This window comes from Pseudoalteromonas distincta, from assembly GCF_000814675.1.
Classification (GTDB): Bacteria; Pseudomonadota; Gammaproteobacteria; order Enterobacterales; family Alteromonadaceae; genus Pseudoalteromonas; species Pseudoalteromonas distincta.
Window position 1 is genome coordinate 544,011 of sequence record NZ_JWIG01000001.1, and the last position, 18,657, is coordinate 562,667.

Genomic DNA, 18,657 nt, shown 5'->3' on the forward strand with positions numbered 1-18,657 from the left:
TTAATTTAAGTGTGTAAAGCGTGTGAGCAACCCTACCCCAGACTATGAAAAATTAGCCCTACAAATAAAAACCTGGGGGCAAGAGCTTGGCTTTAGCGAAGTGGGCATTACTGATATTGACTTATCTAAGCACGAAGCCCAATTGCAACGTTGGCTTGATGCAGGCTACCACGGCTCGATGGATTATATGGCTGCCCACGGTATGAAACGCGCCCGCCCTGCTGAATTAGTACCTGGTACACAGCGTGTTATATCCGTAAAAATGAATTATCTGCCTCCCGATGCTGGCTTTGCAAAAACCTTAAAAAATAAAGAAAAAGCATATATAAGCCGCTATGCATTAGGTCGTGATTACCATAAATTAATGCGTAATCGTTTAAAAAAACTCGGCCAAAAAATAGAGCAAGAAATTGGCGAGTATGGCTTTAGACCCTTTGTAGATTCAGCCCCTGTACTTGAGCGTCAACTTGCCGAAAAAGCCGGTTTAGGGTGGCGTGGTAAGCATTCTTTATTAATTAACCAAGAAGCTGGGTCGTGGTTTTTTTTAGGCGAGCTATTTATTGATTTACCTCTACCAATTGATGCAGAAAACACCTTTGAAGGCTGCGGTAAATGCGTTGCTTGTATTACTCTTTGCCCAACAGGTGCAATTGTAGAGCCCTACGTTGTTGATGCACGTAAATGTATATCGTATTTAACCATAGAACACCAAGGGCCAATACCAGAGCAATACCGAACTTTATTAGGCAATCGTGTTTATGGTTGTGATGATTGCCAGTTGGTATGTCCTTGGAATCGTTATGGACAAATAACTGACGAAAATGATTTTCATCCTCGCACTCAATTAAAAGATAAAGATTTACTTGAGCTGTTTGCTTGGGATGAGCCTACATTTTTAAAAAATACCGAAGGCAGCCCTATTCGTCGCATTGGCCACGAACGTTGGTTACGTAATTTAGCAGTTGGTTTAGGTAATGCAGAGTTTAGTCCCGCTATTATTAATGCCTTACAAGATAAAAGCCAAATATGCAGCGAACTTGTTTTAGAGCATATTGAATGGGCACTTGCTCAGCAAAACGATAAACAACGATTACAAATTCGTAAAACAGCTAGGTTAATTAGAATTGTAGAAAAAGGCTTACCAAGGGATGCATAGCACCGCTTAAGTAAACCTTTATATTGCGAAGTAACTAGTTTTTCAAAAGTAACGATAGATCTTGTTCTATCTCTGTAAAGGCTGCTTTGACTTGTTTAACAGACTCTTCTCTTGCTACTGAGTTTTGGATAGTTTCATCTACTTTTTTATAAATAAACACCTCCTGATCTTCATCCAGTCCCATTGATGGGATACGTTCTTCGAGCTCTTCTTGTAACTGTTTAAACACTTTTTCGTTGTTTTGACGGTTTTCATTCAACAAGCTAATTAAGCTATGAAACTTACTATGAACAGTACTTGCTACAGCATTAAGTTTCGCTCGTTGTGATTCAAGCATTTTCTTGGTCATGATGGCGCGTAGCTGCTGCTCGGTAACACTGACAATAAAACATACGTGGTCGCGTATACGGCCATGCTTATCAGGATCATGATCGGGCATATTTAAAATAAGTAAGCTAATCAATTCATAGTTAACTAAAATTCGGTGCGAAAACTCATGTAAGCGCCCTTTGTTTTTCAGCATTTCAAATAGCTCCACCACAATAGGTGAACACACGCCGTTTAGTGCAAAGTGGCTAATTTCATTATTTTCTCTAAATTCTACATTGCTTTGTAAATCAAAAGACTGAAGGCAATCTACAAGCGCTTTACCTAACTCTTGAGGATCGTTAATAAAGCCAATGTTTTCAACGTAGTTAACTATTTGCCCCATTTCACTGCTATTGGCCATTGCATTAAATGCAGTTGATGTTGCATCTTCAACTTGCTTTTCTAGGCTTTGCTTTTCAACGAGTACTTGATTTAAATTTTTAAGCTTAGATTTAAGTTCGTCATGGCCAAAAGGTTTTACAATATAGTCTTCTGCGCCAACAGAATAGCCTTCCATGCGTTCTTCAACAGTGCCGCGAGCAGAAACAAACATAACAATAATGTGTGCGGTATTTGGATTTGCTTTAAGTGCTTTACATACTTCATAGCCGTTCATTTGCGGCATACTTACGTCGAGTAATATAACCTGAGGCATATAACCTTCAACCATGTTTAAACACTCAGGACCACTTGTTGCTACTTGTAATTCAAAATCAAGCTCCTCTAAAATTTCCTCAATAATTTCAAGGTTAAAGGGTTCGTCATCAACGGCAAGTATTTTAGTTAAGGCCATAATTTATCATCCATTCAAATTCTTTAAAAAGTTACTTGGTATGCCAAAAAACAATTAATTACTGTGTTGTATTAACTGATCTTCAGCTAAATGCTCGTCTAAGTTTATTTCTAATGGCACTTGTATAGATATAGTTGCACCACCATTTTCGTTGTTACGTGCAGTGATTTCACCTTGGTGTAAAGATACAAACTCTCTACACAATGCAAGGCCTAACCCTGTGCCACCAGCACCACTATTTGTTTTACTGCTTTGCACAAACTTAGTAAAAATATGCTCCAACTCATCTTCTGGTATACCGACCCCATTATCGGTAACCTCTATAGTAGCAAGCTTATTATCTGACTCTAAATTTACCCGTATTTTACTTTTAGGTTCGCTAAATTTAAGTGCGTTACCTAGTACGTTTCGAAGTAACTGGTTTATTTGCTCTTCATCACATTGTGCAATTACAGGTAATGGCTGTGCGGTAAATATAACCTCAATTTCTTTTTCCATTGCCGTACCAGACACATCGTCAATACTTGTTTTAATAATATTCGCTAAATTATAGGGACGAGGGTTAAATGGAAACTTACCTACATCTAGCTTAGATAGGTCGAGTAAATTATTTAGTAACGACAGTAAACGCTCACCACTACTCTCTATTCGCGATAAATACTTAATGAGTTTTTCTTTTGCAAAATCTCCAGCTTCTAATTTACTTAAACCAAAACGCGAAAAGCTTAAAATAGAGTGCATAGGTGTTCGAAGTTCATGCGACATGTTTGCTAAAAATTCTGATTTACTTAAGTTTGCAGCCTCAGCCACATTTTTAGCATGCTCGAGTTGTGAAGTACGCGCTCTTACTTGCTCTTCAAGAACATCTTTTGCTTCAAGTAATAAATCCTCTTTTTGTTTAAGATGGGTTACATTTTTAAATATGACCGCAAGTGCTATTTCGCCATGGTGATCTATCTCATTAAAAGAGCCAACTAAAGGTATATAACCTCCGGCTGTTTTAGATAAACGTAAATCGCAGCTAAATTGTCGATTACTATTTAATGTCGAAATCTTATCTTTAATACCTAAAATTGAATCATCATCTAAAAAATCAAATACTGATTTACCTTCGAGTTCATTAAACGGTAAGTTAAATAGTCTCAAGCAAGCATCATTAGCTTCTATCACTCTACCGCACTTTTCAAATAACATAATTGCATCGGGCGTATGTTTATAAATAACCTGAAGTAGGCTGTCTTTTTCAATCAGGGCATCAACCGTATCTTGTAGCCTTTCTACAAGCTCTGCGTTATGACGTTTTAATAACTCTGTTTGCCATAATTTATGTATTGATTGTAATAGTGAGCTATCGTTTAAAGGTTTAATAAGTACATCTTCTACGCCTTGACGAATTGCTTCGATCATTGAAACTTGATCAGGGCGTGAGGTAAATAACAAACAACGACAATGCGGTTGGGTTACTTTTAAATTTGAAAAAATTCCTAAACCTGTTCCGTCATCTAAAACAAAATCGCTTATCAGTATATCTATTTGCTTTTCTTTACTAATTTCTAAAGCTTCTGCGGAGGTTGTTGCAGTATGAGTCTCGATATGAGCACCGATTAAGCTATTTTTCATTTTTTCGAGACGTTCAGGAACATGGTCGACGAGTAAAATAGTAGGTAATTGCAAAATATGGTTAGAGCCTAATTCTAATAGGCTCTCTAAAAGAGAAGTAATTTCTTTATTAGAAAAAAATGGGTAGACCACGGTTGCGTCAGGCGCAATATGATTTAGCTCGCTAAACGCAGTTAGTTGTTCACCGCTTTGTGCTTTTGGCGCAAGCAGCATAAAGCGCTCTTGCGCTACTTCGCTTACAAGCGGTTTTATAGAATCAACAGGCACACCATGGGCAACAACAACTAAGTCGTAATCGCCTATATTGGTATACATGTCTAGCATGCTGAAATGAATTAATTCGACCTCACACCCTATTAATTCTAAAAGCACTTTCACACGCATCGCGATGACACTACTACTATCAATAATTAATATTTTTCGAATCATCAAGCCACACTTCAAATTAATAAACTTAATATCCTAATAGCGTAGTCTATTTTTATTTAATTGGCATAAAGCCCTATCGTTATTTTGTAAAAAAATATTACAAGCTTTCAAAAAACAGTTTATTTAAGATGCTTTCCAAAAATAGTCAGGCTGTAGGGCTTGTTATCCATTATGGCAACGCTTGGCAGCTCGCCCCATATTTCAAAATCAAAATGCTTAAATAATTTAACACTGGGTAAATTATGACTAAAAATAAAACCAAGCAATACTTTAATATTTAATTGCTTAGCTTGTGTTTGAGCAAATATCATTAGCTTTTTACCAAGCCCTTTACCTTGTGCTTTACGGGTAATGTAAATGCTCATCTCTACTGTGCCATCGTAAGCAGGACGCCCATAAAACGATTTATAACTTACCCAAGCAAGTACTTGGTTATTTTCGCAGTAAACATAAATAGGCCTTTTATCGTTATGGCTATTAAACCAGTCACGCTTTTCGTCAACAGTAACTTCTTCGGTATCTGCAGTTACCATTCGCCCTGCAATGGTTTCGTTATAAATGGCTACAATTTCATTAAGATCATCAATAGTTGCTAAACGGGTTGTCATAGGTCATTCAAAGGTTGATCAATTTGTTTCATATTAGCGTATGATTATCCAATCAAACAATTGAAAAGTTTAGGTAATGTAATGCTAAAAAAAATTATAATAGGATTAATGGCTTTATTTATTAATGCCCCACTCCACGCTGAAACATCATCAACTATCAACCAAACCTCTACCCAAGACTGTCAAGATTTTACCAATGTCGATATTCGAAAGCTTCGCTCAAAAGAATCTATTAATTTATGCCAATTTAAAAATAAGCCTTTATTAATAGTAAACACGGCAAGCAACTGTGGTTTTACACCCCAATTTAAAGGCCTTGAAGCGCTATATCAACGATACAAAGAACAAGGTTTAGTCGTATTAGGGTTCCCTTCTGATGATTTTTTTCAAGAAGAGGATAGTGAAAAAGAAACTGCAAAAGTATGCTTTGTAAATTATGGTGTAACCTTCCCTATGTTTGCTACAAGCGAAGTGCGTGGTAGTAAAGCGAATCCAATTTTTAAATATTTGAATGAGCAAACTAGCTCTCCAAATTGGAACTTTTATAAGTACTTAGTGTCTGCTGATCGTGAGACGGTTTTACGGTTTAACAGCAAAGCAGCACCTGATTCAGAACAAATGATTGCTGCAATTGAAACTGTGCTTTCTGATAAATAAGTTTATACTGGTACAATTAGTTGAAACTAACTAGAATGATATTTTAATTCGGTTAAAAAAACACCACACTATACTCGGGAGATTTTATGACAGTAGCAAGCGCACGACATATACTTGTAGACAGTGAAGCACAATGCTTAGACTTAAAAACAAAAATTGAGCAAGGCGAAGACTTTGCTGAATTAGCCAAAGCGCATTCAAACTGCCCATCAGGTCAAGATGGCGGTGCTCTTGGTGAGTTTGGTCCTGGTATGATGGTTCCAGAGTTTGATAAAGTTGTGTTTTCAGCTCCAATTAACCAAGTACAAGGCCCTGTGCAAACTCAATTTGGTTATCATTTACTTGAAGTTACTAGCCGTTCAGAATAAATTTAACTGTATCGTAAGTAACGTTTTATAAAAGCCGCTTATGCGGCTTTTTTATGGAGTAATTATGCAATTAATTGGTTCTGTACCTTCACCTTACGTGCGCCGAATTAGAATTTGGGCACAACAAAACAACTGTAAACTAGAGCTTGTGAGTCTTGATATATTTTCTGAGCAAGATCGCCCTACTATGGCCAGTAAAAATCCAGCTCGAAAGATTCCCATTCTGGTAGATGGCAACTTAACACTTAGTGACTCTAATTCTATATTGCGCTATTTACTTGAAAAAACAGGTCAACCAAAACTAACTTGGCCACAAGAGCACTTACTTACGACTATAAATGCCTGTAACGATTCGCTAGTAGAAATGCTGCTATGTGAACGCTCTGGATTTGACACCAAAAGCGATAAACTCTTTTTTAATTTGCAAAATGAACGAATTGAACAAACATTAAGCTTTTTAAATACCCATTTAAGCGATGAAGAATTTAAAAGCTGTGAATACCTCAACATCAGTTTATACTGCCTGCTTGATTGGATTTGCTTTCGTGAATTAACTGACTTTAGTCAGTATTCAGAGCTTGTTGCTTTTCATAAGCAATATGGCAAGCGTCAAGCAGCAATAGATACTAATCCTCGTCACTAATTTAAAAAGGTAAACACATGAGCGATATCGAAATTGAATCACAACTAGTTAACTTTGTAGAAAAAGTACGTGTTAGCGAAGTAATTTGGGCACTTGGTGCAGAAGATAATGGCTTTGTAGTGTGCGATTCTAACCAATTTGACGAAACTGACGTACTACTGCTTTGGGAAAGTGAAGAAGCAGCTAAAGCGCAATGTAAAGAAGAGTGGAAAGACTACAGCCCTGTAGAAATAAATCTTGATGAATTTTTAGATGCATGGGTTGAAGATTTAAATGAAGATAACGCACTTGTTGGCATTAACTGGAATGATGACCAAGTATGTACAGAGATTGAACCTACTGGTTTAGCTCGCGCATTAAGTGAATAATACTTTATACGCTTTATTTTAAGAGCGGATAAAACCCGACTAGCATCTACTGCTAGTTGGGTATAAAATAAAACACATCATTATTTTCAAGGTATTACGTTGAAAACCCATCTTGGTCGCCGGCCCTTTTCAGCCATGGAACTGCACACTCTTTATAATGGATATATATACGGTGATTTTAAAGTTGCACGTGAGCAACCAAAACACTGGCATTTTTGGCTTCCTCTAATTGCATATTACAGTGGTGCATATAGCGATGAAATTGGCTATCTAACGCTTGATGATCTGTCTCTTGAAAAAGATGTCTTATGTTTTAATTTTCATACTCACGGTAAGATAAAACCTCGCTTAGTTCCTGTGCATCAGGCACTTATAGATGCCGGGTTTAATGAATATTTAGCATTCATAAAATCACAAAATCAACAACGATTAATGTTCGACTTACCCGCTAAAACTGGCAGATACAGTGAAAAAGTCCGTATTTGGTTTTCAGGTGAAGGTGAGCGAGCCGGCTATTTACAAAAGTGTGATATACCAAACGTTGATCAACTCGGTATGAAAACAGCCGTAAGCAGCCTTCGTCTTAACTTTGAACAACAAGTGCGTATACATGCTCTGCAAGCCAACTCTAAAGACGCCTTTAATTACCTCATGGGATTTAACGAATACCCACATAATGAATTTAAGGACGTGCTTTTATTAAATAACGTGATCCAAAAAATACGTATTATTAACTCACACCTGCATTGGCAGCGTTTTATAACACGCGAAAGCCACTGACAAACTTTGTTACTATTTCCCCTTAAAGTCACCGTTATAATCAATTACTCTATTTAAAAAAACTGTTAGGATATCTAACCCCCTAATAATATGAGCATAAAAAAGCCTATTTAGGGTAGTTTCTAACAACAACAATCTAGGGATCACTATGTTTCTTAAAAGCCTCTTAACAGTGAGCGTTGCTTTGGCAATGGGTGCTGCAAACGCTAACGAATTCGTAATTGAAAAACTCGCAAAACCAAGTTCTCAACAGGTATCGTTAACACTCGATCCGAGCCAAGATACATTCACAGGGATGACTGAGATTTCCCTAGAAGTACTAAAACCAACAAAATACATTGAATTAAATGGCGTAGCTTACGCTGTTAAAATGGCGCAACTGCTTGGCGACGAAAACTGTGACTTAAACAACGAAATGCTTAAAACAGGTAAAGTTAAATTTAGCTGTGATGAGCAAATCCAACCAGGTAAATACACCCTTAAAGTTGATTTTTCAGCGCCATATAACCGTCAAAGTGTTGGTTTATACAAAACGTTAGACCAAGGAACACCTTACTTATTTACTCAATTTGAAATGAGTGATGCACGCCGTGCATTTCCTGTTTTTGATGAGCCAAGTTACAAAATTCCATTTCAGTTAACGATTACTGCACCTACATCACAAAAAGTATATTCAAATACGCCTGAGCTTAAAGCAACTGTTGATGGCGATATGACCACACACTACTTTGATAAAACGCCGCCAATTCCTTCATACTTAGTCGCAATGGCTGTTGGCCCATTTGAAGAGTTAGATATTAAAGGCATGCCAATTCCTGGTCGTGTAATTACCCCTCAAGGTAAAATTCACTTAGCCCAATACGCAAAAGAAAACATGCCAAAAGTACTGGGCGCACTTGAAGCGTATTTTGGTATTCCTTACGTTTACAAAAAATTAGACTCAGTAGCGGTACCAGAGTTTCCATTTGGCGCAATGGAAAACTCAGGCTTAGTAACCTACCGAGAAGATATTTTATTAGTTGATTTAGCTGCAGCAACACGCAGTAAAAAACAGCGTAATGTATCAATTATTGCTCATGAACTTGCTCACCAATGGTACGGTAACTTAGTAACTATGAAATGGTGGAACGACTTATGGTTAAACGAAGCGTTTGCTAGCTGGATGGCTGCAAAAATTACTAAGCAGCTTAACCCTGAGTTTGAATCGCACTTAGACCTGCCACAAAACAACGTAATGGCACTTGATGCACGTCTAAGCACCAAGCCTATTCGTAAGCCAATTAAAACCGAAGCCGACATTATGGACGGTTTAGGTCTTGCTTACAGTAAAGGGAGTTCAGTACTTGCTATGGTTGAAAACTGGATTGGCGAAGATGCATTTCAAAAAGGTATTCAAAGCTACTTAAAAGAGTTTTCATATAAAAATGCTGAAGCAGCCGACTTATGGGAAGCACTTGGTAAAGCGTCAAATAAAGACGTAGCGAGTGTTTTAAAATCGTTTATTGAGCAATCTTCTTTCCCACTAGTTAAAGTAACTCAACAAGGTAGCAAAGTAACTATTTCACAAAGCCGCTTTGTAAACGCAGGCGTTGATGCGCCAGAGCAGTTATGGAATGTACCAGTTGCAATTAAATATGGTGCTGGCGATAAAGTAAAAACAGCAAACGTATTACTTAATAAACAAAGCCAAACACTAGATTTAGACTTTGAACCAGAGTGGATTTATCCTGACCAAGGTGCATTAGGCTACTACCGCTGGGTAATGGATGATGCACAATTTAGCGCGCTTATTAAAAAGGCGCCAAGCGTACTGAGTGACCGTGAACGCTTAGCGTTACTATCGGCTACTGATGCGCTACTTGATGCTGGTGTTATATCTGCTGCTAAGTTAATGCAAACACTTGAAGTGTTCGTAAGCGATAGCCACCCTCGCGTAGCAAATACTGCACTAGGTTACTTAGTATCGCAACAGCGCACTTTTAAAGACGATAGCAATAAAGACCTATGGCCTGAATTTATTCGCGGTGCAGTAACGCCTGCTGCTAAAAAATATGGTTTAGAAGCAAAAGCGGGTGAAGACGGAGCTATTGCACAACTTCGTGCAGCCGTTGTATCACGCTTAGGTTTTGATGGTGAAGATCAAAACGTCATCAATAAAGCCAAAGAACAAACGCAAGTTTATTTAAATGATCCACAAAAAGTAGACCCATACTTAGCGGGTACGTACTTAACTCTTGCTGCTTTTCATGGTGATAAAGCACTGCTTGATCAATTCATGACAACGTTCAAAACGACTAAAGATCCGCAAGTACGCACAAACATGCTTGCAGCTATGGGCTTTTTTGGTAAACCTGAGTTACAAAAAGCAGTATTAGCTTATAGCTTAACGGATGAAGTAACGGCATCTGACATGCGTACTATTTTGTCAGGTCAAAGTTACACAGATGAGCGCCAAGCATTATTTATTGATTGGGTTTACAGTAACTACGATAAAGTAACAGCAAGTTTACCGCCGTTCTTTATACCTAACTTGCCGTACTTTACAACTGCAAGCTGTGATGCAGAAAGCTTAGCGACAACAAAAACCTTCTTTAACGAAAAAGTAGCTGATGTAGCTGGTTACGCTCGTACACTAAGTAAGCTTGAAGAAAGCACAAATGATTGTATCGCGCTTAAAACACGTGAACTTGAATCGGTTAATAGCTTTTTAAAAAGTAAGTAATTATTAGGTTTATTGAGCTATAAAAATACAAAAGCCGCTGAATATAAATTCAGCGGCTTTTTACGTTTATGTTTACGTTTATATTTTTGCTTTATTAATTACCGATAATCATAGTTAGCTTGGCTATAAAATCTTTGGCTGCTTGCTCAGAATTTATTTTAAACGCTACACCATAGTGAATAGGTTGGGCGCTTTTAAAAATGCGCGTAGGAAAGCGTGTCATCTCACTGCTATGGAAGTACCCTTGCGCACGTGTTACGCCATCAATATCATTAAAATCATCGCTAAATACTTCAAATGCTGGGCGAATTACTATTTTACCCTTGCCGCTTTCGCTGTGGGTATAAAATGCTTCTTTAGAGTTTACTAACATGTACTCTGCAATATTTTTAATCTTAAAATTACTTCTGCACTGTAATTTAATGAGCTGTTCTGTCAGCTCGTCTGCACTATAAGCCACGTGTAATCCCTATTAGTTAATTTGCGTATTAGATTAACGCATACACACAATAAAATCTGAATTTATTTGCCTGCTTTACTTTGTTATATCACATACAAAAGCGAGTTTTTCATTGTTGTAACTCATTCTTGTTATATTTGTTTCGCAGTAGGTGCTTAAATTAAGCCATTGCGATACTTCATCACTTCCATCAAGTTTACGCTGATAAACGCGGTTTTTAATAGCATAAGCAATGGTCGTATTATCTTTTAAAATAAAATCTTGAACTTGAGCCGGTAACCTTAATAGGTCTTCAACTTGTTTATCTTGTGGATTAAAACTCGCTAAAATGTGTTGCTCGTTTTTAGTGTAACTAAATAAAAATGCAGCCATTGAGTTGTTATAAATAAGCGTTCGGCCAATATTACTGGCAGCTATTTCCCCCTTCGCTTGTGCAACAGAAGTATATTGAAGAGTGTGAGGCTTTCCTAAAATAAACATCACTAAATCATTTTGGACACCCCATGCATGGTATCCAACAGGTTCAATCCAATCAAAAATACGACTTGGCGCATCTTGATTTTTGAGTGGGTATTGCCACAATTTTTGCTTACCGTCAGCTTCTACAACAATCGCTGATATCGCATCACCACTTGGCATAACCGTTGGTGAATATTCGCTTACAGGAGAGTTAGTTATATTGGTAACTTTTTTTGACGTGAAATCATAATAAGCAATATCAGTTTGGCTTTGCCCCTTATTAATTACTTCATGAGTAAAGTATAAACCTGTACTTGTTAAGTGCGGTTGGTTGTTATAACTATTTTTATCGCTCACTATACTAACTTGTACCCCGAAAGGTGTATTTAAATCAGCAAGTAATACTTGGCTTTTTGGCATGCTAGCCTGCACCACTATTGGGCTCAGCGCTGCTATAGAAAATAATCCAAGTAATGGTTTAATAAGTTTCATGCTTTCTCTCGTTTTAATTTTAAGCACCTCATGATAACGTTATTTGCTGATGGCGTCACTTGAGCTAAGTCAGTCAACTCTTAAGATACCCAAACGACTTAAAATAATGTTAAGTTTAGTCTGGTTATAAAACCTGGTCCTAAAAAAGAGAATTAACATGTCAGCTAAAAATCCTATTATTGCGATTACGGGTTCATCTGGTGCGGGTACAACCACCACAACGAATGCAATTAAACATATTTTCCGTAGCCTTAATATTCAAGCGGCTTTTGTCGAAGGAGATAGCTTTCATCGTTACACTCGCCCCGAAATGGATAAAAAAGTTCGAGAAGCACAACAAGAAGGTAAACATATTAGCTACTTTGGCCGAGAGGCCAATGACTTTGGCGCTTTAAAAACGCTGTTTGAAAACTATAGCGAAACAGGTCAAGGAAAGTTACGCCGCTACTTACATACCTTTGATGAAGCCGTTCCGTACAATCAATTACCTGGTACATTTACACCTTGGCAAGATCTTGACCATAATACTGACATTTTGTTTTATGAAGGGTTACACGGTGGTGTAGTTGATCAAGATGTAGACGTTGCAAAGCATGTCGATTTATTAATAGGCATGGTTCCAATTATTAACCTTGAGTGGATTCAAAAATTAATACGCGATACATCCGAACGAGGCCATTCTCGCGAAGCGGTTATGGGCTCTATTGTGCGCAGTATGGATGACTATATAAATCATATTACCCCGCAGTTTTCTCGTACCCATATTAATTTTCAACGCGTGCCGACCGTTGATACATCAAACCCATTTAGCGCCAAAGATATTCCATCTCTTGATGAAAGCTTTGTAGTTATTCGCTTTAGGGGTATTGATGATGTTGATTTTCCTTATTATTTACGGATGATCGAAGGCAGTTTTATGTCTCGTATTAATACGCTTGTAGTACCAGGGGGCAAAATGGGCTTAGCTATGGAGCTGGTTCTTACTCCACTTATTAAAGATATTATTTTGAAAAAGCGTGCACTGGAAAACTTAGCACCTTTGGATATACCTATTTAACTCCTCTTCTAAGATTGAGCTCTCTCACGTACACTGCTGATTTTAGTAACAATAAGGGACATTGTGTTGTACTCATTAAAAATTATTGTGGGTTCTAAAAACCCTGTAAAAATTAACGCTGCTAAACATATTTTTGCAATGTATTTCCCTGAACATGAAATTGATTGCCAAGGTGTTGATGCTCCATCCAATGTGCCAGATCAACCTATTGGCGAAGAAGAAACACGTGTTGGCGCACAAAACCGTGTTAATTATTGCAAAGAGCATTACCAAGCTCACTACTACGTGGCAATGGAAGGCGGTGCAGAGCAATTTAGCTATGGTGCAGCAACCTTTGCTTACGTAGTTATTGATAATGCCTTAAATCAGGTTGTAGGGCGCAGCAGCAACCTCCCCTTGCCTCAAGTGCTTTATAACGCATTACTTAATGGCGAAGAGCTTGGCGATGTAATGGACAAAGCATTTAATACCACCAACGTTAAACAAAAAGGGGGCGCTATTGGGTTACTTACAAACAATCACGCCACGCGCGAAAGCACCTACACACAAGCACTCACTTTAGCCATGGCGCCCTTTCTACACGTAGATCTCTACAGCCAAACAAATTAATTTAGGAAGTTTAATGAAATACAACTATGTATTGTTTGATGCAGACGAAACCTTATTTAGGTTTGATATTTTAGCGGGCATGACTCGCATGTTTAAAGCTTACAACGTAGATTTTAGCCAAGACGATTATGTTCATTATCAAAAAACCAATAAGCAGCTGTGGGTTGATTATCAAAATGGCACTATTAGCGCAGATTACTTACAAGTAACACGCTTTAATGAGTGGGCTTCAAAACTTAATGTGCCCGCAAAAGAGCTAAACGATGCTTTTTTAGATGCTATGGCGCAAATTTGCGAGCCATTACCTGGTGCTATTGAGCTTTTAAATAAACTTAAGCCAAATGCTCGATTAGGTATTATTACTAACGGATTTGCCCGCTTACAAACCGTACGCCTTGAGCATACTGGCTTAAAAGATATGTTTGAATGGTTAGTAATATCTGAACTTGTGGGTATAGCAAAACCAAATAAAGCGATTTTTGAGCACACATTTGAGCTAATGGGTAACCCAGATAAAAGCGAGATACTTATGGTGGGTGATACTGCTGCAAGCGACATACTTGGCGGCAACAATGCAGGTATTGATACTTGCTGGTTACAACACCCTGGTGAGCAATTAGCCGAAGGAATAAAGCCAACCTATACAGTAACTCATTTAAATCAGTTACAAGCTCTTTTAGAGTTATAATAGAGTAAATTTTACGCAAAAAAATGACGCTAATTAGCGTCATTTTTTATAACTGTTTGTGAGCTGTTCTTTTACTGCTTTTAGGCTGGAGCTAACTCAAGACCGGGTGCAGGCATCGTCACAGGCGTTTCAAATGTTGCCCACTCCCATGCTGACTCTGTAGCCATAATTTTACGTAGTAATTTATTATTTAAATCATGACCCGATTTAAATGCTGTTACTTTACCTAAAAGATTATGACCTGTCATAAACATGTCACCAACACAGTCTAATATCTTGTGCTTAACAAACTCATCGCTATAACGTAAGCCATTAGGATTTAAAACTTTGAATTCATCAAGTACCACAGCACTATCCATGCTACCACCTAGCGCTAGGTTGTTTGCATGCATGTATTCAATATCTTTCATAAATCCAAAAGTACGCGCACGGCTAATTTCTTCAATAAAGCTTTGCGTTGTTATATCCAACCCAATACGTTGGCGACTTTCATTGATAGCTGGGTGGTTAAATGCAATCTCAAAGTCGATATGAAAACCATCATATGGTTCAACTTCAGCCCACTTACCATCTTCTTCAATGCGTACTTTTTCTTTAATACGGATAAAGCGTTTAGCAACGTTTTGTTCTTCAATTCCGCCTTTTTGTAACAGATATATGAATGGTAATGCACTACCATCCATAATCGGCACTTCTGAGCTGTCCAATTCTACAATTAGATTATCAATGCCCATTGCAGCCACGGCGGCAATAAGATGCTCAGTAGTTGATAAGCGAACACCATCTTTGTTAATTAAACAGGTACACAACTGCGTATCACCAACGGCTTCAGGTGTTGTTTCAAAATCAACAACCGGATCAAGGTCGACACGACGAAATACAATCCCAGTATTTGCGCTCGCAGGTCGGAGAGTTATTGTGACCTTCTCACCTTTATGAAGTCCAATTCCTATGGCTTTGACTACTTGTGCAATCGTACGCTGTTTAATCATAGGTATGCTCACTTTTAAATCAGTTACAGTTAGACGGTGGAGTTTAACATAAATCCTTTTGCCTTTCAATATTTGTACATATTTCAAACAAAAGTATTATTAAATGTTAATCTGCCTGCTTACGTAAAAAAGCGGGAATATCAAAATAATCACCACCTTCTGATTTATCTGCTTTTTTACTATTTTGCGCTGAAGAACTTGAACTACTTGAACTCGTTGAAGGCGCTTTTTCTTTGCTTTGCGCTTGCTCTTTAGTCGTATTTTCTTCAGTGTTTGTATCTTGGCTTGCAAAGCTTGGTACGTACATACTGCTCGTTTGGTTTGATGTGCTTGCAACATCAGAACCTGATGCTTTTTTAAAGCCGTTATCAACAATACCAAACTGTGGACGACGATCGCCGCCTAAACCAGTTGCAACAACCGTTACACGTAGCTCATCAGTCATTTCTGGGTCGATTACCGCACCAACAACAACCGTTGCGTTTTCTGACGCAAGTGCTTTAACGTGATTACCAACAATTTCAAATTCTTCAATCGCAATGTCCATACCAGCGGTAATATTAACTAAGATACCTTTAGCACCTGTTAAATCAACGTCTTCTAGTAGTGGGCTTGAGATAGCAGCTTCTGCAGCTTCTTGTGCACGATCAGGACCTGACGCAGACGCCGTTCCCATCATTGCAGTACCCATTGCAGACATTACAGTTCTAACATCGGCGAAATCCACGTTAATTAAACCAGAACGTGTAATTAGCTCTGCTATACCTTGTACCGCACCAAATAATACGTCATTAGCTTTAGCGAAGGCATCTAGAAGTGTAGTCCCTTTCCCTAAAACTTTAAGCAATTTATTGTTAGGAATTGTAATAAGTGAGTCTACAATTTCTGACAATTCATTAATGCCTTGTTCAGCGGCGGCTGCACGTTTTTTACCTTCAAAATCAAAAGGACGTGTTACAACTGCAACAGTTAAAATACCGAGTTCTTTTGCAATTTTAGCAACTACCGGTGCTGCACCAGTACCTGTACCACCGCCCATACCGGCTGCAATAAATACCATATCGGCGCCTTCAAGGCTGGCACGAATTGTATCTGCATCTTCTTCAGCCGACTTACGGCCTACTTCAGGGTTTGCGCCCGCACCCAACCCAGAGGTTATTTGCGTGCCTAGTTGAACTGTGATATCGGCAGCAGAGTTACGTAATGCTTGCGCATCCGTATTAGCGGCTATAAAACGCACGCCTTCTATTTGTTGTTTTACCATGTGCTCAACAGCGTTACCGCCACCACCGCCCACGCCGATTACTTTTATTACAGCTTCTTCGCTGTGTTGTTCCATTATATCAAACATGTTTACTCTCCGACTTGAGTCTTAAAACTCGCCTTGGAACCATTTAGTAATGCGGTTCCACCAATTATTGTTATCCTCTGCTTTCGACTTTTGTGCATTCATCGATTGCATGGTACGCCCGTATTGTAACAAACCAACAGCGGTTGCGTACGAAGGATCATCTACATAGTCTGTCAAACCAACCATCCCGATTGGTTTGCCTATTCTTACTGGCATTTGGAAGATGTCTTCTGCCACTTCCATCGCGCCAGTCATTTTAGCAGTTCCGCCTGTTATAACGAGACCTGCCGCAATTTGGTCTTCTAAGCCTGAACGACGAATTTCTTCCATCGCAAGCTCAAATAATTCTCTAAAACGAGGCTCTACCACCTCAGATAATGTATGGCGCGACATTAATCTTGCTGGTCGCCCGCCTACACTTGGTACTTCAATTGTGTCTTCGCTACTTGCCATTTGGCTACTAGCACATGCGTATTGTACTTTGAGTGACTCTGCATGTGATATAGGTGTGCGAAATATTTTTGCAATATCACCAGTAACTTGGTTACCCGCTACAGGTATAACGGCAGAGTGACGAAGTGCGCCATTGATATAAATGGTGATATCCATAGTACCGCCACCAATATCAAGTACTGCAACACCTAGCTCTTTTTCGTCATCTGTTAGTACAGAATAACATGACGCAAGTGCAGTAAAGATAAGTTGATCGACTTCAAGACCACAGCGTTCTACACATTTTTCGATATTTTTTGCCATGTCGTTTGAGCACGTAATGATATGTGCACGCGCTTCCATACGAACGCCGCTCATGCCTAGTGGGTTTTTAATGCCCTCTTGCATATCAATGCTGTATTCTTGTGGCAATGCATGCAGCATTTTACGCTCTGCTGAAATAGGCACAGAACGCGCAATATGTATTACGTTTTCAATGTCTTCGTCAGTGACTTCGGTGTTATTGATTGCCACCACGCCACTTTCGTTTTGACACTGTATATGTTTGCCAGAAATACCCAAATACACAGAGCTTATACGACAATCAGCCATTAACTCGGCCTCGTCTATTGCTCGTCGAATAGACTCAGACACTAAGTTTAAATCGTTAACGCCGCCTTTATCCATACCATGAGATACTTGGCTGCCCACACCAACAATGCTGAGCTTGTTATCTGCGGTGATTTCACCTACCGTGGCAACCACTTTCGAGGTGCCAACGTCTAATCCTATTACTAGGTTTCTTTCTGCTGACTTAGTCATGCCTTACTCTTATTTTGTAATTGTTCTTCTTGCATTGGCTTAAAGCTTACTGCAAGGCCGGTATCATACCGTAAATCGATTGTATCTACTTGTGCATCTGCACGTTGTTCCATTCGTGGATAAACGTCTATAAAACGTTGTACACGCTTGGCTTTATCTTTACGCCCTAAATTTAAGCGAATCCCGTTATCTAGCCAAAGTTGCCACGAAAAACGTTCCGATAATGCCAAACTTGTTAATGTTAAACCATTAACTCTGAGCATTTCATCAAATTGCTTAAAAGCAACCCACGCCTCTTCTTCGCTACCTTCTGGGCCATATAACTGTGGTAAGTTATCATCTAACTTATCGCTGCTGGCTTGAAATGCTTGGCCACTTTGGTTGAGCAACAAGTCGCTATTCCAGTGAGCAACTACTTCATGTTCAACTACATAAACCTGTATAGTATCAGGCCATTGTTTACGTACCGAAGCGGTAGCAACCCAAGGCAAGTCTTGAACTAGCTGCTGCACGTGCTTAACATCAAGTTCAAAAAAACTACTTAAATCGGCTTTTTTAATTGCTTTTATAATTGCCGTTTCATCTGTGTATTTGGGATGCCCTTGCACTGTAAGGTGCTTAATTTGAGCATCTTTATTTTCAACTAACCAATCAGATACACCGGTGGTTACTTGTACTAAGCCTATAACCACAACCAGAAAAAAACTCACTCCAAAAATCAGCGACCAATTAAAGTTAAGTTGCTGTTTTAGTTGTTGAGCTTTTTCTAAAAGGGGATGCAT

The 18,657-nt window shown here is 38.7% G+C and carries 19 protein-coding genes; 10 read left to right on the forward strand and 9 right to left on the reverse strand.

Annotated elements, in window-relative coordinates:
- Nucleotides 1-22 precede the first annotated feature (22 nt).
- The gene (gene queG / locus QT16_RS02375; RefSeq protein WP_024594635.1) at nucleotides 23-1,156 is read left to right on the forward strand and encodes a tRNA epoxyqueuosine(34) reductase QueG; all 1,134 of its coding nucleotides are present in this window, start codon (nucleotides 23-25) and stop codon (nucleotides 1,154-1,156) included.
- A gap of 34 nt (nucleotides 1,157-1,190) precedes the next feature.
- Here the strand turns inward: queG and QT16_RS02380 are convergent, their stop codons facing one another.
- The 3 genes from QT16_RS02380 to QT16_RS02390 form a co-directional block, all read right to left on the reverse strand.
- Nucleotides 1,191-2,318 carry a response regulator gene (locus QT16_RS02380; protein ID WP_002958014.1) on the reverse strand — a complete coding sequence of 376 codons (1,128 nt, stop codon included), beginning with the start codon at nucleotides 2,316-2,318 and terminating at the stop codon, nucleotides 1,191-1,193.
- Between the two features lie 54 nt (nucleotides 2,319-2,372).
- A complete protein-coding gene (locus QT16_RS02385; protein WP_039485297.1) occupies nucleotides 2,373-4,367 on the reverse strand; it encodes a hybrid sensor histidine kinase/response regulator in 1,995 nt (664 codons plus the stop codon).
- A gap of 119 nt (nucleotides 4,368-4,486) precedes the next feature.
- Complete coding sequence (locus QT16_RS02390) at nucleotides 4,487-4,975, reverse strand: GNAT family N-acetyltransferase (protein ID WP_039485299.1); 489 nt, start codon at nucleotides 4,973-4,975, stop codon at nucleotides 4,487-4,489.
- A gap of 81 nt (nucleotides 4,976-5,056) precedes the next feature.
- Between QT16_RS02390 and QT16_RS02395 the strand changes: the two genes are divergently transcribed.
- The 6 genes from QT16_RS02395 (at nucleotide 5,057) to QT16_RS02420 (ending at nucleotide 10,513) form a co-directional block, all read left to right on the forward strand.
- A complete protein-coding gene (locus tag QT16_RS02395) occupies nucleotides 5,057-5,632 on the forward strand; it encodes a glutathione peroxidase (protein ID WP_002958010.1) in 576 nt (191 codons plus the stop codon).
- 86 nt (nucleotides 5,633-5,718) lie between these two features.
- Nucleotides 5,719-6,000 (forward strand): peptidylprolyl isomerase, encoded by a 282-nt coding sequence (locus QT16_RS02400; protein ID WP_002958009.1) that lies wholly within the window; start codon nucleotides 5,719-5,721, stop codon nucleotides 5,998-6,000.
- 64 nt (nucleotides 6,001-6,064) lie between these two features.
- Nucleotides 6,065-6,643 carry a glutathione S-transferase family protein gene (locus tag QT16_RS02405; RefSeq protein WP_039485301.1) on the forward strand — a complete coding sequence of 193 codons (579 nt, stop codon included), beginning with the start codon at nucleotides 6,065-6,067 and terminating at the stop codon, nucleotides 6,641-6,643.
- Between the two features lie 17 nt (nucleotides 6,644-6,660).
- Nucleotides 6,661-7,011 carry a DUF2750 domain-containing protein gene (locus QT16_RS02410; protein WP_002958007.1) on the forward strand — a complete coding sequence of 117 codons (351 nt, stop codon included), beginning with the start codon at nucleotides 6,661-6,663 and terminating at the stop codon, nucleotides 7,009-7,011.
- Nucleotides 7,012-7,110: 99 nt separating this feature from the next.
- The gene (locus tag QT16_RS02415; RefSeq protein ID WP_002958006.1) at nucleotides 7,111-7,791 is read left to right on the forward strand and encodes a site-specific integrase; all 681 of its coding nucleotides are present in this window, start codon (nucleotides 7,111-7,113) and stop codon (nucleotides 7,789-7,791) included.
- A gap of 148 nt (nucleotides 7,792-7,939) precedes the next feature.
- The gene (locus tag QT16_RS02420) at nucleotides 7,940-10,513 is read left to right on the forward strand and encodes a M1 family metallopeptidase (RefSeq protein ID WP_039485304.1); all 2,574 of its coding nucleotides are present in this window, start codon (nucleotides 7,940-7,942) and stop codon (nucleotides 10,511-10,513) included.
- 94 nt (nucleotides 10,514-10,607) lie between these two features.
- Here the strand turns inward: QT16_RS02420 and QT16_RS02425 are convergent, their stop codons facing one another.
- On the reverse strand, nucleotides 10,608-10,973 hold the full coding sequence (locus QT16_RS02425; RefSeq protein WP_007376965.1) for a hypothetical protein: 366 nt from the start codon (nucleotides 10,971-10,973) through the stop codon (nucleotides 10,608-10,610).
- A gap of 75 nt (nucleotides 10,974-11,048) precedes the next feature.
- Nucleotides 11,049-11,924, reverse strand: coding sequence for a TolB-like translocation protein (locus tag QT16_RS02430; RefSeq protein WP_039485307.1), 876 nt, complete (start codon nucleotides 11,922-11,924; stop codon nucleotides 11,049-11,051).
- 157 nt (nucleotides 11,925-12,081) lie between these two features.
- On the opposite strand from QT16_RS02430, the gene QT16_RS02435 reads away from it, so the two are divergent.
- From QT16_RS02435 to yjjG, 3 genes are all read left to right on the forward strand, one after another.
- Entirely contained in the window at nucleotides 12,082-12,981 is a 900-nt protein-coding gene (locus tag QT16_RS02435) for a phosphoribulokinase (RefSeq protein WP_002958002.1), read from the forward strand.
- A 63-nt stretch (nucleotides 12,982-13,044) separates the two neighbouring features.
- Nucleotides 13,045-13,590, forward strand: a complete 546-nt coding sequence (yjjX, locus tag QT16_RS02440; RefSeq protein WP_100218333.1) for an inosine/xanthosine triphosphatase — start codon at nucleotides 13,045-13,047, stop codon at nucleotides 13,588-13,590.
- 13 nt (nucleotides 13,591-13,603) lie between these two features.
- Complete coding sequence (gene yjjG, locus QT16_RS02445; protein ID WP_039485309.1) at nucleotides 13,604-14,278, forward strand: pyrimidine 5'-nucleotidase; 675 nt, start codon at nucleotides 13,604-13,606, stop codon at nucleotides 14,276-14,278.
- Between the two features lie 80 nt (nucleotides 14,279-14,358).
- On the opposite strand, the gene lpxC is transcribed toward yjjG, so the two are convergent.
- From lpxC to QT16_RS02465, 4 genes are all read right to left on the reverse strand, one after another.
- Nucleotides 14,359-15,270 carry a UDP-3-O-acyl-N-acetylglucosamine deacetylase gene (gene lpxC, locus QT16_RS02450; RefSeq protein WP_002957999.1) on the reverse strand — a complete coding sequence of 304 codons (912 nt, stop codon included), beginning with the start codon at nucleotides 15,268-15,270 and terminating at the stop codon, nucleotides 14,359-14,361.
- Nucleotides 15,271-15,376: 106 nt separating this feature from the next.
- The gene (ftsZ, locus tag QT16_RS02455) at nucleotides 15,377-16,621 is read right to left on the reverse strand and encodes a cell division protein FtsZ (RefSeq protein ID WP_002957998.1); all 1,245 of its coding nucleotides are present in this window, start codon (nucleotides 16,619-16,621) and stop codon (nucleotides 15,377-15,379) included.
- Nucleotides 16,622-16,642: 21 nt separating this feature from the next.
- On the reverse strand, nucleotides 16,643-17,875 hold the full coding sequence (gene ftsA / locus QT16_RS02460) for a cell division protein FtsA (RefSeq protein ID WP_007582937.1): 1,233 nt from the start codon (nucleotides 17,873-17,875) through the stop codon (nucleotides 16,643-16,645).
- Complete coding sequence (locus QT16_RS02465) at nucleotides 17,872-18,657, reverse strand: cell division protein FtsQ/DivIB (protein ID WP_039485315.1); 786 nt, start codon at nucleotides 18,655-18,657, stop codon at nucleotides 17,872-17,874. Before QT16_RS02465 ends, ftsA begins: the two co-directional genes overlap by 4 nt.

Coding starts and splice junctions, on each gene's coding strand:
- QT16_RS02380 (WP_002958014.1), bottom strand. CDS start 2,318: ATGGCCTTAACTAAAATACTTGCCGTTGATGACGAACCCTTTAACCTT.
- QT16_RS02385 (WP_039485297.1), bottom strand. CDS start 4,367: ATGATTCGAAAAATATTAATTATTGATAGTAGTAGTGTCATCGCGATG.
- QT16_RS02390 (WP_039485299.1), bottom strand. CDS start 4,975: ATGACAACCCGTTTAGCAACTATTGATGATCTTAATGAAATTGTAGCC.
- QT16_RS02395 (WP_002958010.1), top strand. CDS start 5,057: ATGCTAAAAAAAATTATAATAGGATTAATGGCTTTATTTATTAATGCC.
- QT16_RS02400 (WP_002958009.1), top strand. CDS start 5,719: ATGACAGTAGCAAGCGCACGACATATACTTGTAGACAGTGAAGCACAA.
- QT16_RS02405 (WP_039485301.1), top strand. CDS start 6,065: ATGCAATTAATTGGTTCTGTACCTTCACCTTACGTGCGCCGAATTAGA.
- QT16_RS02410 (WP_002958007.1), top strand. CDS start 6,661: ATGAGCGATATCGAAATTGAATCACAACTAGTTAACTTTGTAGAAAAA.
- QT16_RS02420 (WP_039485304.1), top strand. CDS start 7,940: ATGTTTCTTAAAAGCCTCTTAACAGTGAGCGTTGCTTTGGCAATGGGT.
- QT16_RS02430 (WP_039485307.1), bottom strand. CDS start 11,924: ATGAAACTTATTAAACCATTACTTGGATTATTTTCTATAGCAGCGCTG.
- QT16_RS02435 (WP_002958002.1), top strand. CDS start 12,082: ATGTCAGCTAAAAATCCTATTATTGCGATTACGGGTTCATCTGGTGCG.
- yjjG (WP_039485309.1), top strand. CDS start 13,604: ATGAAATACAACTATGTATTGTTTGATGCAGACGAAACCTTATTTAGG.
- lpxC (WP_002957999.1), bottom strand. CDS start 15,270: ATGATTAAACAGCGTACGATTGCACAAGTAGTCAAAGCCATAGGAATT.
- ftsZ (WP_002957998.1), bottom strand. CDS start 16,621: ATGTTTGATATAATGGAACAACACAGCGAAGAAGCTGTAATAAAAGTA.
- ftsA (WP_007582937.1), bottom strand. CDS start 17,875: ATGACTAAGTCAGCAGAAAGAAACCTAGTAATAGGATTAGACGTTGGC.
- QT16_RS02465 (WP_039485315.1), bottom strand. CDS start 18,657: ATGCATCCCCTTTTAGAAAAAGCTCAACAACTAAAACAGCAACTTAAC.